This is a genomic window from Kaistella sp. PBT33-4 (assembly GCF_029194425.1).
In the GTDB taxonomy this organism is placed as follows: Bacteria; Bacteroidota; Bacteroidia; order Flavobacteriales; family Weeksellaceae; genus Marnyiella.
Window position 1 is genome coordinate 41,347 of record NZ_JARFYL010000002.1, and the last position, 12,999, is coordinate 54,345.

14 protein-coding genes are annotated in these 12,999 nt (G+C 44.4%); 8 read left to right on the forward strand and 6 right to left on the reverse strand.

Annotated elements, in window-relative coordinates; all coding sequences use genetic code 11:
• The first annotated feature begins 67 nt into the window (after nucleotides 1-67).
• Entirely contained in the window at nucleotides 68-1,315 is a 1,248-nt protein-coding gene (locus P0M11_RS03130) for an NAD(P)/FAD-dependent oxidoreductase (RefSeq protein WP_275624422.1), read from the forward strand.
• A 34-nt stretch (nucleotides 1,316-1,349) separates the two neighbouring features.
• Here the strand turns inward: P0M11_RS03130 and P0M11_RS03135 are convergent, their stop codons facing one another.
• A complete protein-coding gene (locus P0M11_RS03135) occupies nucleotides 1,350-2,645 on the reverse strand; it encodes an AMP-binding protein (RefSeq protein ID WP_275624423.1) in 1,296 nt (431 codons plus the stop codon).
• Nucleotides 2,646-2,797: 152 nt separating this feature from the next.
• On the opposite strand from P0M11_RS03135, the gene ileS reads away from it, so the two are divergent.
• The 7 genes from ileS (at nucleotide 2,798) to P0M11_RS03170 (ending at nucleotide 9,357) form a co-directional block, all read left to right on the forward strand.
• Entirely contained in the window at nucleotides 2,798-6,286 is a 3,489-nt protein-coding gene (ileS, locus tag P0M11_RS03140; RefSeq protein ID WP_275624424.1) for an isoleucine--tRNA ligase, read from the forward strand.
• Between the two features lie 72 nt (nucleotides 6,287-6,358).
• Nucleotides 6,359-6,739, forward strand: a complete 381-nt coding sequence (locus tag P0M11_RS03145; RefSeq protein ID WP_158065078.1) for a TraR/DksA C4-type zinc finger protein — start codon at nucleotides 6,359-6,361, stop codon at nucleotides 6,737-6,739.
• A gap of 90 nt (nucleotides 6,740-6,829) precedes the next feature.
• Nucleotides 6,830-7,072: a DUF6576 domain-containing protein gene (locus P0M11_RS03150; protein WP_275624425.1), complete on the forward strand. Its 243-nt coding sequence runs from the start codon at nucleotides 6,830-6,832 to the stop codon at nucleotides 7,070-7,072.
• Nucleotides 7,073-7,079: 7 nt separating this feature from the next.
• A complete protein-coding gene (locus P0M11_RS03155; protein ID WP_275624426.1) occupies nucleotides 7,080-7,280 on the forward strand; it encodes a DUF2683 family protein in 201 nt (66 codons plus the stop codon).
• On the forward strand, nucleotides 7,280-7,918 hold the full coding sequence (locus tag P0M11_RS03160; RefSeq protein WP_275624427.1) for a lipoprotein signal peptidase: 639 nt from the start codon (nucleotides 7,280-7,282) through the stop codon (nucleotides 7,916-7,918). The genes P0M11_RS03155 and P0M11_RS03160 overlap by 1 nt, the downstream gene beginning before the upstream one ends.
• Before the next feature lie 39 nt (nucleotides 7,919-7,957).
• Nucleotides 7,958-8,926 carry a tryptophan--tRNA ligase gene (gene trpS / locus P0M11_RS03165; RefSeq protein ID WP_275624428.1) on the forward strand — a complete coding sequence of 323 codons (969 nt, stop codon included), beginning with the start codon at nucleotides 7,958-7,960 and terminating at the stop codon, nucleotides 8,924-8,926.
• A 56-nt stretch (nucleotides 8,927-8,982) separates the two neighbouring features.
• Nucleotides 8,983-9,357, forward strand: a complete 375-nt coding sequence (locus tag P0M11_RS03170) for a PEGA domain-containing protein (RefSeq protein ID WP_275624429.1) — start codon at nucleotides 8,983-8,985, stop codon at nucleotides 9,355-9,357.
• 55 nt (nucleotides 9,358-9,412) lie between these two features.
• On the opposite strand, the gene P0M11_RS03175 is transcribed toward P0M11_RS03170, so the two are convergent.
• The 5 genes from P0M11_RS03175 to metK all read right to left on the reverse strand — a co-directional run bounded on the left by P0M11_RS03175 (nucleotide 9,413) and on the right by metK (nucleotide 12,931).
• Nucleotides 9,413-10,108, reverse strand: a complete 696-nt coding sequence (locus P0M11_RS03175; RefSeq protein WP_158065084.1) for a YjjG family noncanonical pyrimidine nucleotidase — start codon at nucleotides 10,106-10,108, stop codon at nucleotides 9,413-9,415.
• A gap of 25 nt (nucleotides 10,109-10,133) precedes the next feature.
• Nucleotides 10,134-10,268 carry a hypothetical protein gene (locus tag P0M11_RS03180; RefSeq protein ID WP_262714088.1) on the reverse strand — a complete coding sequence of 45 codons (135 nt, stop codon included), beginning with the start codon at nucleotides 10,266-10,268 and terminating at the stop codon, nucleotides 10,134-10,136.
• A 50-nt stretch (nucleotides 10,269-10,318) separates the two neighbouring features.
• Nucleotides 10,319-10,909, reverse strand: coding sequence for a sigma-70 family RNA polymerase sigma factor (locus P0M11_RS03185; RefSeq protein ID WP_158065085.1), 591 nt, complete (start codon nucleotides 10,907-10,909; stop codon nucleotides 10,319-10,321).
• Between the two features lie 170 nt (nucleotides 10,910-11,079).
• The gene (locus P0M11_RS03190; RefSeq protein ID WP_275624430.1) at nucleotides 11,080-11,568 is read right to left on the reverse strand and encodes a hypothetical protein; all 489 of its coding nucleotides are present in this window, start codon (nucleotides 11,566-11,568) and stop codon (nucleotides 11,080-11,082) included.
• A gap of 79 nt (nucleotides 11,569-11,647) precedes the next feature.
• Complete coding sequence (metK, locus tag P0M11_RS03195; RefSeq protein WP_275624431.1) at nucleotides 11,648-12,931, reverse strand: methionine adenosyltransferase; 1,284 nt, start codon at nucleotides 12,929-12,931, stop codon at nucleotides 11,648-11,650.
• Between the last annotated feature and the right edge of the window lie 68 nt (nucleotides 12,932-12,999).

Consider the following 12,999-nt stretch of genomic DNA (forward strand, 5'->3'; position numbering starts at 1 on the left):
CTTAAAAAAATAAAAAATAGCCTATTTTGACTAAATTTGTCGCAAAGATATTAAAACTATACAAATCATGGATAACGAAGTTGTGGACGTATTAGTGATTGGTGCAGGCCCTTCAGGCTGTGTTTCTTCGGCCTGGCTGCACAATAATGGTTTAAAAGTTAAGGTGGTTGAAAAAACCAGATTTCCGCGCTTCGTTATTGGTGAAAGCCTGATTCCCAGGGTGATGGATCATTTTGATGAGGCTGGTCTTCTGGAAGCACTGAAAAAACAGAACTTCGAGATTAAGCCCGGTGCCAGGTTCATCAGAGGTGAAGAAGTTTGCGTCTTTGATTTCAGCGATAAATTCGGTGAAGGATGGGACTGGACCTGGCAGGTACCACGTGCCGATTTCGACAATGTGATGGCTCAGGAAATCATCCGAAAAGGTGTGGATCTTGAGTTTGAGTCGGAAGTCACCGCCATCAGGTTTATCGGCAGCAATTCCATTACCACTGTAAAAGATAAGAACGGTGAAAGCAAAGAAATCCAAGCTAAGTTCGTCATTGACAGCAGCGGTTACGGACGGGTGCTCCCCCGCCTGCTGGATCTGGAAAAACCATCCACACTGGAACCCCACTCTTCCATTTTCACTCATGTAAAAGACACTACCCGTGTGCCGGGACAGGAAGGAACACTCATATCTTTCGACATCCTGGAAACTGAGGTTTGGCTTTGGGTTATTCCTTTCTCCAACGGAAATACGAGTGTGGGTATCGTAGGTCCAACTGAATACATTGACCAGCTTTCGGCCACCGGCAACACTGCTGAAGCGCTGCGGAATGCCATCAATAAATCGGACTATTACCGTGAACGTTATGGTGATCTGGAATTTCTTGTCGAACCCAGACGGCTCACCAATTATTCCTGCGCAGTAAAGCAACTTTACGGTGAGGGTTATGCACTAACCGGGAATGCCGCAGAATTCCTGGACCCTGTTTTCTCCTCAGGAATGGCTTTTGCCACAGAGTCGGGCATGCTGGCGGCGAAACTGGCCAAAAGACAGATTGAAGGTGAAATGGTTAATTGGGAACGCGATTATTCGGACTACATCCTTTCGGGAGTACGTGTATTCTCCACTTATGTAAAGGAATGGTATACCGGCAACCTTCAGACCCTGTTTTTCCATCAGCCTGAAAACCCGGATATCAAAAGGAAAATATGTGCTGTATTGGCAGGATACGTATGGAACAAGGACAATCCCTTCGTGAAAAAACATGATCATGTAATCCGCAATCTGGCTTACATGATTGAGAGCGAAAAGGAAATAAAACTTTAAGCAGGCTACCGTTTCTTCACCTAAGGGACAGATTCTAAAGCCGTAAATCCAGAAAATGTAAGGGTTTACGGCTTTTTGGATTATGAACCTGCAGCGTCAGTTCCTCCGCGGGTATAATTTCAATCTTAGGACTAACGCGTAGCTTTGCCCGGAAACGGTCTTTCACTTCATTTAATAATTCCTCCCTTTTATCATCCGTACTGATTTTTACGATAATTTCATCCGTACCGATACTGTTGGTGCGAATTACAATCTGGTAAACTGTAATTCCATCAAAGTCATTCAGTATATCATTCAGAGCCGGTGGGTAAAGCGTGGTTCCGCGGTATTTTATCATATGCTGTTTCCTGCCTACCACAGGCCCCAGACGCATAGTGGTTCTGCCACATCCGCAAGGCTCATGATGAGCAGTCACAAGATCGCCGGTCTTAAATCTCAGCAAAGGTAACGCTTCAACTCCCAGGGTAGTAACAACCAACTCTCCGGCTTCTCCTGGCAGCACGGGCTCCCCATTTTCGTCCAGAATTTCCGTGATGATAAGCTCCGGATGCTGATGGCCTCCCTGCTGCAATCCGCATTCAGCGAAGGCAGTACTCATCTCTGTGGATGCGTAAGTAGAAAACAATCTGATACCCCATTTTTCACCGATTTTTCTGGAAAGCGCAGAGTCTGTGAAATCCTGCTCACGCAGACTTTCACCAATGCACACAGCACCGTAAACAGAAGAGTTCCTGTAATCGATTCCATGATTTTCAGCAAATTCAATCATTTTAAGCAGGAAAGAGGGCACCGTAATCAGCCATTTTGGTTTATAGCGCAGAATGCTGTCCCACTGCAGTTCCGGAATACCAGGCCCCATCCTGATGACACCCGCTCCCATCTTCCGAAGTCCGAGGAAATAAGCCAGACCTGCCATAAACCGCTTGTCTACTGTAGTCATCATCTGCACCAGATCACCTTCTTTAATGCCCGCACAGGCGAAAGAAATGGCCTCGTTATAAGCCAGCCGCTCCAGATCGCTGTCGGACAGGCCGAAGGTAACCGGATCACCCAGGGTTCCCGAGGTCGTGCTGTAATCCACGATCTTATGACCTGGAACACAGAAAAAATCATGATTATACTGCTGAAGATCTGATTTGGAGGTGAGGGGCAACTGTTGCAGGTCTTCCAGTTTCCTGATATTTTCAACATTGATCCCATTCGCAGAAAACATGCGTTGGTAGAAAACCGAATGATCCTGCAGGTATTTCAGAAGTTCTGCCAGCTTTTGCTCCTGCAGCGATCTTATTTCTGCCGGCGATGCATATTCAATAGATGGAAATAGGTTCAAATTGGTATCTTTAGGAAAAATGTGTTCAAAAATACATTTTTTTACGCTGAACAGGGCTAAAAACCTGCACAATACCCGTCAATTTTACGTCAAAAAACGCTATATTCGCAAACTTAAATTAATTAGGATCATTCTAATTGAACTTACTGAAAATGAAGAAGTTTAACGAATATAAAAACCTGGACCTCACTGCTGTTGCTTCGAGTGTTTCGGAGTACTGGAATCAACATGAAACTTTCAGAAAATCAGTGCAGATTCGTGAAGGACAGCCTGAATATGTTTTTTATGAAGGTCCACCTTCAGCGAACGGAATGCCGGGGATTCATCATGTGATGGCCCGCGCCCTGAAGGACATCTTCTGCCGTTACCAGACCCAGAACGGAAAACAGGTTTTCCGTAAGGCGGGTTGGGACACCCATGGATTACCCATTGAACTTGGCGTTGAAAAAGAACTTGGAATTACCAAAGAAGACATAGGCAAGAAAATTTCGGTTGAGGACTATAACCAGGCCTGCCGGGATGCCGTAATGCGCTACACGGATGTTTGGAATGACCTTACGGAAAAAATCGGCTATTGGGTGGATCTTGATGATCCTTACATTACCTATGAACCCAAATACATGGAAACGGTATGGTGGCTCCTTAAGCAGCTCTACACCAAAGACCTGCTCTACAAGGGCTATACCATACAGCCCTATTCACCAGCTGCCGGCACCGGTTTAAGTTCACACGAACTTAACCAGCCGGGCACGTACCGCGATGTAAGTGACACAACAGTAGTTGCTCAGTTTAAGGTTAGGAAACTTTCGGAAAAGGCAGCGCTGAAAATAGGTGAAAGTCAGGTATCCATTGATACGGGTGAAATTGCCGGCGCAAGTTGTGGCGGCGCCCTTCACTGGGAAGAATTTGACAAGGAAAATTCAGAAATCCAAACAGACATTCACATCCTGGCCTGGACCACCACGCCCTGGACTTTGCCTTCAAATACAGCATTGGCTGTTGGAAAAGACATTGAATATGTTTTGGTGAAAACCTTCAACCAGTATACTTTTAAGCCTGTTAATATCATTCTGGCCAAAGTACTTCTGCAAAAGAATTTCGGTAAGAAATATGCCGAAGGAACTGATGAGGATTTTGCCAGTTATACTTCTGAAAGTAAAACTATTCCTTATAAAATCATCGCTGAACTAACCGGTGAAGATTTGGCCGGAACAGATTACGAACAGTTGATTCCATGGTTTTTACCCGCTGAAAATCCGGAAAATGCTTTCAAAGTTATTGTTGGAGATTTTGTGACCACTGAAGACGGTACAGGAATCGTACACATAGCGCCGACTTTCGGTGCTGACGATGCACGTGTAGCGAAGGAAAACGGAATTTCGCCAATGCTCGTGAAGGATGAAAACGGCAATTCAGTTCCGCTGGTAGATCTTCAGGGAAGATTTATTGAAGGCGGCCAAACGCCGGAACTTTTTGCAGGTAAATACATTAAGAACGAATATTACGAGGCCGGAACCGCTCCTGAAAAATCATGGGACGTAGAACTCGCTATCCTTCTAAAGACTGAAAACAAAGCCTTTAAGGTGGAGAAATATGTTCACAGCTATCCACACTGCTGGAGAACCGACAAACCGGTGCTTTATTATCCGCTTGATTCCTGGTTTGTGAGAATGACCGCCGTTAAAGACCGCCTGGTGGAACTGAACCAGTCCATCAACTGGAAGCCTAAGTCCACCGGTGAAGGCCGTTTTGCCAACTGGCTGGAGAATGTTAATGACTGGAACCTGTCGCGCTCAAGATATTGGGGCATCCCCTTGCCTATCTGGAGAACGGAGGACCTGAAAGAAGAAATCATCATAGGTTCTGTAGAAGAACTGATAAATGAAATTCAGAAATCCATTGAAGCCGGATTTATGGACAAAAACCCTTTTGAAGGTTTCGAAACAGGAAATATGTCGGCAGAAAATTATGCTAAGATTGACCTTCATAAGAACATTGTAGATGAAATCGTTTTGGTTTCAAAAACCGGTAAGCCGATGAGGCGTGAAGCCGATCTAATCGACGTATGGTTTGATTCAGGCTCAATGCCTTATGCACAACTTCATTATCCTTTCGAAAACAGGGAACTGATTGATGACAGGAAAGCCTTCCCGGCTGACTTTATTGCTGAAGGTGTGGACCAGACGAGAGGTTGGTTTTACACACTTCACGCAATTGGAACAGCAGTTTTCGATTCTGTAGCATATAAAAATGTAATGTCCAATGGCCTGGTTCTCGATAAAAACGGGCAGAAAATGTCTAAGCGTTTGGGCAATGCGGTGGATCCTTTTGAAACTCTTCAGAAATACGGTCCCGATGCAACCCGTTGGTACATGATTGCCAATGCAAATCCCTGGGAAAACCTGAAGTTCGACGTTGAAGGAATTGACGAGGTGAGAAGAAAATTCTTCGGTACACTTTACAACACCTATTCATTCTTTGCGCTGTATGCCAATGTAGATGGATTTACCTATTCTGAAAAAGACATCGAAGACCGTCCGGAAATTGACCGCTGGATCCTATCGGAACTAAACCTTCTGGTAAAAGAAGTTACTGAATTTTATAATGACTACGAACCCACTAAGGTAGCCCGTGCCATCAATAATTTTGTCAATGACAACCTGAGCAATTGGTACGTGAGGCTTTGCAGAAGACGTTTCTGGAAAGGCGAATATTCTGAGGATAAGATTTCAGCCTACCAAACTCTTTATACCTGCCTGGAAACGGTAGCCAAAATTTCAGCTCCAATTGCACCGTTCTTTATGGACAGGCTTTATCAGGACCTGAACCGCAGCACAGGCAGGAACACGGCTGAATCGGTACATTTAACTGATTTCCCAACAGCCGACCAGAACCTGATTGACCAGGATCTTGTTGAAAAAACCCACTTGGCGCAGCAGATCACGTCAATGGTTTTCTCGCTAAGGAAAAAAGAGAATCTGAAGGTTCGCCAGCCACTCCAAAAAGTGATGGTACCGGTCCTGGATGCCAAGAGCGAAACACAGATCCAGGCGGTTTCGGAACTGATTAAGCAGGAAGTAAATGTAAAAGAACTGGTGCTGATAAACGCTGAGGAAGCATCACATCTGATCGTGAAACAAATTAAACCCAATTTCAAAACACTTGGAGCCAAACTGGGCAAGGACATGAAAGTGGTAGGATCACAGATCTCGGCCATGACTTCAGAACAGATAGCCACACTGGAGAAGGAGGGAAAGATGAACATTGAAGGTCATGAAATCATGCTGGACGATGTAGAAATCTTCACTAAGGACATCCCCGGCTGGACCGTGGCGAGCGAAGGGAAACTGACTGTAGCCCTGGATCTTACGCTTACGGAGGAGCTTAAAGCCGAAGGAGTTGCGCGTGAATTCATCAACAGGGTACAGAATCTGAGAAAAGATAAGAATTTCGACCTAACCGACAGGATTACAATCCAAATTGAAGAGAATTCACCGTTTGAAGCTGAACTTATTAACAATAATCAGTATATTTCCGAGGAAGTATTGTCAGATAAAATAGAAATTGTAAATTCACTTTCGAATTTCAATGAAATTGAGATTGATGACATAAAATTTAAAGTATTTGTAAACAGGATTTGACCGCTTCCGGGGTATGGTTATTAATTGAATACACCCCGCAGTCCCGGAGGAAGAAACATAAAAAAGAACATAATGGCAGAAGAAAGACAACGTTATAGTGACGCAGACCTGAAGGAGTTTAAAGAACTTATTCAGCAAAAAATAGAAAAAGCAGAAAAAGATTTAATGCTCATCCGCGAGAGCTTCATCAACGACCAGAATAACGGTACCGATGACACCTCGCCCACCTTCAAGGCTTTTGAAGAAGGAGCAGAGACACTCAGTAAAGAGCAGAATGCAATTCTGGCAGGCAGACAGGAGAAATTTGTCCGCGATTTGAAAAATGCGCTTATCCGTATCGAAAACAAGACTTACGGAATCTGCCGTGTTACAGGTAAACTCATTGGCAAGGAGCGTTTGCGGGCTGTACCGCACGCCACACTGAGCATTGAGGCAAAAAATCTGCAGAGATAGAAGAAGTTTTCTGATATTTTAACCGAATAGGTTTGTAATGTGAAATAAACGGTGCATTATAAACCTATTTCAATTTAAAAATAACACTGCATGCCGGAAGCCATACTGATTATTGCCGCACTTGCACTTATCATTTATTGCTTCAGGAAATACTCCACAAAACAATCTGGTGTCCGAAGTGAGAAGTTTACTTCCATAGACGACCGATTTAATGCAGAAAGAAGAGCTCGGGAGCTGGAAATTGACCGGTTACTGAATAAAATGGGTAAAAACGGCATCGCAGATCTCTCCGAGAAAGACAGTCTGAGACTGGAGGAACTGTCAAAAAAATAAAAATAAAATGGAATCACTAATCGTTCACCCCAAGAACCAGATGGAACTGAACGCGCTGAAAAGCGTGATGAAGGAAATGGGAATCAAATACGAAAAATTTCATAACCGGACACTGAAACCGCGTTCAACTTCAGAGGGCAGATCAGGAGAAAAAAAATCCGGCAGACCATCCGGCAGCTTCCGGGATAAACCAAAGACAGGGGAATAATGAAGAAGATCGCAATCATCACCATCATCATCCTTTTAATTGACCAAATTTCCAAGTTCTATATCAAAACCAACTTCCACCTGGGTGAAAGCGTAGATGTAATGCCCGGGTTTAAACTCACTTTTGTAGAGAACCCCGGGATGGCATACGGATTCCACTTCGGCGGACTCCTGGGAAAATATTTGCTCGTGCTGATCCGTATTTTCCTGATTGGCGGGATGGTATACCTGTTCCGGAAATGGCTGAAGCAAGGCGCCTCCAACTATCTACTGATTCCAATGTCAATGATCTTCGCGGGAGCCATCGGCAACCTTATAGACGGTATGTTCTACGGACTGATCTTTGACAGCGGTACGGTTTATGACGAAGGTGTGCAGCGCTGGATCGATTATGGCGGAATTTCGAAAGTGGTGGAATTCGGCCAGGGATATTCTACCTTTATGAAAGGATGTGTGGTGGATATGTTTCACTTCCCACTTGTAGACTGGTATGTACCTGCAGACTGGCCTTTAATTGGAGGCAAACATATTGAGTTCTTCAAATACATCTTCAATGTGGCCGATTCGGCAATCACAGTCGGCGCCCTTCTCCTGCTGATATTCCGCAAGAAGGCCTTTCCCGAGGGTCTGGACTTCTAAACGGCTCACCTTTAATTATCAATCCTAATTACTGTTTCAATGTCACGAATCCTAACCGGAATCCAGGCTACCGGAACGCCTCATCTGGGCAATCTACTCGGAGCCATTATTCCAGCTATTGAACTCTCCAAAAAAGCGGACAACGAATCTTTTCTGTTTATCGCCAATATGCACTCACTGACACAGATAAAAGATGCTGAGGAACTGAAAAGGAATACCTATGAAATCGCAGCCGCCTGGCTAGCCTGCGGCCTTGATACGGACAAGACCTACTTCTACCGCCAAAGTGATATTCCCGAGGTCTGCGAACTTTCCTGGTACCTTTCCTGTTTCTTTCCTTATCAGCGGCTTACCTTGGCCCACTCCTTCAAGGATAAGGCCGACCGCCTGGCCGACGTGAATGCCGGACTGTTTACCTATCCTGTACTGATGGCCGCAGACATACTCCTTTACGATGCCGAAGTGGTACCTGTAGGCAAAGACCAGCTGCAGCACCTGGAAATGGCCAGAGATATGGGCGCACGGTTTAATAATCAGATGGGTGAGGTCTTTGTACTTCCCCAGGCAGAACTGCAGGAGGACACCAAATATGTTCCCGGCACTGATGGCCAGAAGATGTCCAAGTCCAGAGGGAATATTATCAATATATTCCTGCCGGAGAAGCAGCTTAAAAAACAGATCATGGCCATTGAAACAGATTCCAGAACACTGGAAGAGCCTAAAGACCCTGAAACGGACAAAGTTTTTGCCATCTACAAATTAATCGCAACAGCTGAGGAAACCTCTGAACTGGAAGAAAAATACCTGGCCGGTAATTTCGGTTATGGACATGCTAAGAATGCGCTGCTCGAACTGATCCTGACCAAATTTTCGCGGGAGCGCGAACTCTTTGCGTATTATATGGATAACCTGCCGGAACTGGAACAGAAACTTCAGGAAGGAGCAGAAAAAACGAGGAAGATTGCCGCCAGTACGCTTCAGAGAGCCAGACAAAGTCTTGGAATGTAAGAGGCAGATACTTGCAGACTCACTTTTAAATAAAACAATACAATAACTAAACCTTGATGAAAAAAAGAAATCTACCTTTTCTGATCCTAATCGGAATGTCTTCCGTATCCTGTGCCACTATATTGACAGGTACAAGTGATGATGTTTCCTTCACCTCCAATCCCTCAGGAGCCAGCGTATTTGTAAAAAACGTTGAAAAGTGCAAAACTCCGTGTAACGCGACCGTGCAGCGCACCTTATCTAAATCCACCGCAGAGCTTAAACTTGACGGTTATCAGGATCAAAGTGTTAAATTGGAAAAGACCTTTAATCCCGTAAGCCTTGTAAACATCCTCATAGGTGGAGCAATTGGCGTTGCAGTTGATGCGGCAACAGGCTCTCTAACAAAATATCAAAAGAAAACCTACGAAGTAGAGCTGGAAGCTAAATAAAAAAAATTGATACTGAAAAAAAATATCCTTCCGCTGTGGAGGATTTTTTTTTGTTTTAAAGCAACTGTTTCAGCTCAGATAGATGTCGGATGACATCAACACCTTCTGCGGTATATTTGTCATCGAAAACATCAAAGAAAACGACCTTTAGGCCAAACGCTTTTCCTCCCTCCACGTCGGCCACCCAGTCATCACCGATCATCACAGATTCTCCTGCGGCTGCACCGGCTTTCTGCAGTGCATGTGCATATATTTCAGGGTGCGGTTTACGGATGTTAAGCTCATCGGCACTGGTGATTGTCGCGAAATAGTTCTTTATGCCGGACAGTTCACACTTTCTGTAGGTCACTTCTTCAAAACCATTGGAAAGGATATGGAGGGTATATCCCTTATCTGCGAGATATTCCAAAAGTTCAAAAGCCCCATCTACAAGCTCGTTATAATTCAGGATTTCGTCCAGGAAGTTGTGCTCGAATACCTGAGCCAGCTCAAAATCATCAATTCCAAAAAACAGGAATGAGTCGTAGAAGCGATGCTTTCGGAGAAATTCTTTATCAATCTCCCCATCACGGATCTGCGCCCAAAGCCTTTCATTGATGGTAAAATATTCCTTATGGAATTCTTCGAAGCCTATGCCGTAGCGCTCCTGCGCCCTTTCGCGCGAATAAATCTCCCGCAGGGTTAGATAGGCGTTCCTGCGGTGGTCCCACAGAGTATTGTCCAGGTCAAAAAAAATGTGCTGCATTTTCATACAGCACAAAATTAGGTTTTTGAAATCAGTTTTGCGAAACGGCCACTACTTTAGTTCGAGTTTTAAGAACAGTGATGCTCTTGGAGAAGTTAAGCAGTAAACTGACCGTGGATTTTCTGGGTTTCAATAGTTTGGCGTTTAAGGTGTCATTTTTTTTCATAGGCTGAAGATTTGGTTTACCTGAAAAACGCCGTATTTTTAAAAATATTGCTACCTCGTGAGAATAATCCTGTTTTCCTCCATGATTTTTCTCAGGTTGATGAGCGCATACCTCACCCTTCCCAGAGTGGTGTTGATGCTGCTGTCAGTCTGGTCAGCAATTTCCTTGAAGCTTAGCCCGTCAAAGAAGCGGAGTCTGATTACCTCCTGCTGGTTTTCCGGCAAAAATTCCAGCAGTTTGAAAAGGTCACTGTGGATTTGCTGTGTTACAAGGCGCTCTTCTATATTCTCCTCCTGCTCCCGGATCAGGTCGAAGATGGAGAACTCCTCGTTATCATAGGAAGTTTCAGAAACTTTATTGTGCTTGGCTTTTAACCTGTAATGATCAATGATCAGGTTGTGCGAGATCCGCTTCGCCCAAAGTATAAACTTGCCTTCCTCATTATACTTTCCGCTTTTCAGCGTGACAATGATTTTCATGAAAGCATCCTGAAAAATGTCATTAGCCAGATCCGAGTCCATTACCTTATAAAATATATAGGTATATAATTCGTTCTGATGTCTTTCGATAAGTACAGCAAGCGCTTTTTCGTCACCTGACTGATACTGTGATATTAGTGAACTGTCCGATTTAGATTTCATAATTACTTCAATATTGCAGCCAACAGCCCTTACCCAAAGAGGACCGCGGTTTTTTTGTTAATTTAAAGAAGTAAAATTTTATCTATAGGCGCTGTTATGATGTTGTAAATATAAAAATTATTTCATTATGATTCCAAATTTACACGAAATGAATCCAATCTGTTGATAATTCAGTTCAGAAGATCATGTAGCAGAACCGTAGGTATGTTAAGGGCTACATTGATGTTCAACCCTTTCATCTCCTTTCCGTTCAACCCTTTAGTTCCTAAAGGGAAAGCATAGCCGCCACTGAGGTCCAACAGTCCGAAGAAGCTCACTCCAACCTTCGGGGCTATATATTTGGTGGTCACCTCGGCACCACTTAAAAAATAATAGGAGTGATAAAGGTCCACATTCCTCTCAAAATTCACCAGCACATCACCCTGCACTTTAGGCATCGCGGCAAACTTCCCGTTCACAGCGCCCAACAGGGCACCGGCACCTACGCGGAAAATAAAGTCATCATTTTTAAGGAAAAGCAACTTGCCGCCTACCTCTCCAAAACTTCCGTTCTGATAAACATATCCTGCGTTTACAAGCTTGTGCACGGTAAACTGAGCTTTAGACAGACCGGTGCAGAGCAGAAGCAAGAGTAACGAACCGAAGATCTTTGATTTCATAATATAGATTGTAAGCGGATGGCAAAGTTAAAAAAAACTGCTTCAATCATCCGACGAAGCAGTTTTTACTCTTAAGAGATTATTGGAGTTCGAATTCCTTTTTAATATCGTTCACTCGGTCCAGTTTTTCCCAGGTGAAGAATTCCAGGTCCTCTATTATCTTTTCGTCTTTACGGCCTTTATTGAAGACGCGTGTCGCTGTAAAAGGTTCACGCCCCATATGTCCGTAGGACGCTGTTTCCTGATAGATGGGGTTACGAAGCTTCAGATTATGTTCTATTGCATAAGGGCGCAGATCAAACAAGGTTTGTACCCGTTGGGCGATCTCGCCATCTGTTAAATTCACGTTCGAGGTTCCGTATGTATTGATGTACAGACCACAAGGCTGGGCAACGCCTATTGCATAGGAAACCTGCACAAGTACTTCATCGGCCACACCGGCAGCTACAAGGTTTTTGGCAATATGGCGCGTGGCATACGCAGCACTGCGGTCTACCTTGGAAGGATCTTTCCCGCTGAAGGCCCCGCCTCCGTGAGCCCCTTTGCCGCCATAGGTATCAACAATGATTTTACGGCCTGTCAAACCGGTATCACCATGTGGCCCTCCGATTACAAACTTGCCGGTTGGATTTATATGGTATTTGATCTGGTCGTTAAAGAGTTCCTGAATTTCACGCTTCTGCTTATATTTCACCTTCGGTATAAGTACATCAATCATATCCTTGCGGATTCTGGCCAGCATTGCTTCGTCGCTGCCAAATTCGTCGTGTTGAGTGGAAATGACAATACTGTCTATACGGATGGGTTTATGGTCGTCCGAATACTCTATGGTGACCTGTGATTTTGCGTCAGGTCTCAAATACGAAACTTCAGATCCTTCGCGGCGCATTACAGACAGTTCTTTCAGGATGGAATGTGCCAGATCCAGCGCAAGCGGCATATAGTTATCGGTTTCATTCGTGGCATAACCAAACATCATTCCCTGGTCGCCGGCTCCCTGCAGGTTGGCACGGGTTTCAAAATCCGCCTCCTCATTAGTCCTGTCTACACCTTGGTTAATATCGGGAGACTGCTCATGGATCGCCGAAATCACTCCGCAAGAATCACCGTTGAACATATACTCGCCTTTGGTATATCCTATACCGTTAATGACGTCGCGGGCTATGGTCTGAACATCAAGATAAGCCTCAGATTTCACCTCACCAGCCAATACCACCTGACCGGTAGTTACAAGAGTTTCACAGGCCACCTTCGACTGTTTATCGTAGGCCAGAAAGTTATCGATCAGTGCATCTGAGATCTGATCCGCAATCTTGTCGGGATGTCCTTCGGAAACCGATTCAGACGTAAATAAATAAGACATATTTTGTGTGTTTTACTGTATTAATAAATAGAGATTAATCTGAAAGAAAACACACAGAAAAAGAGAAA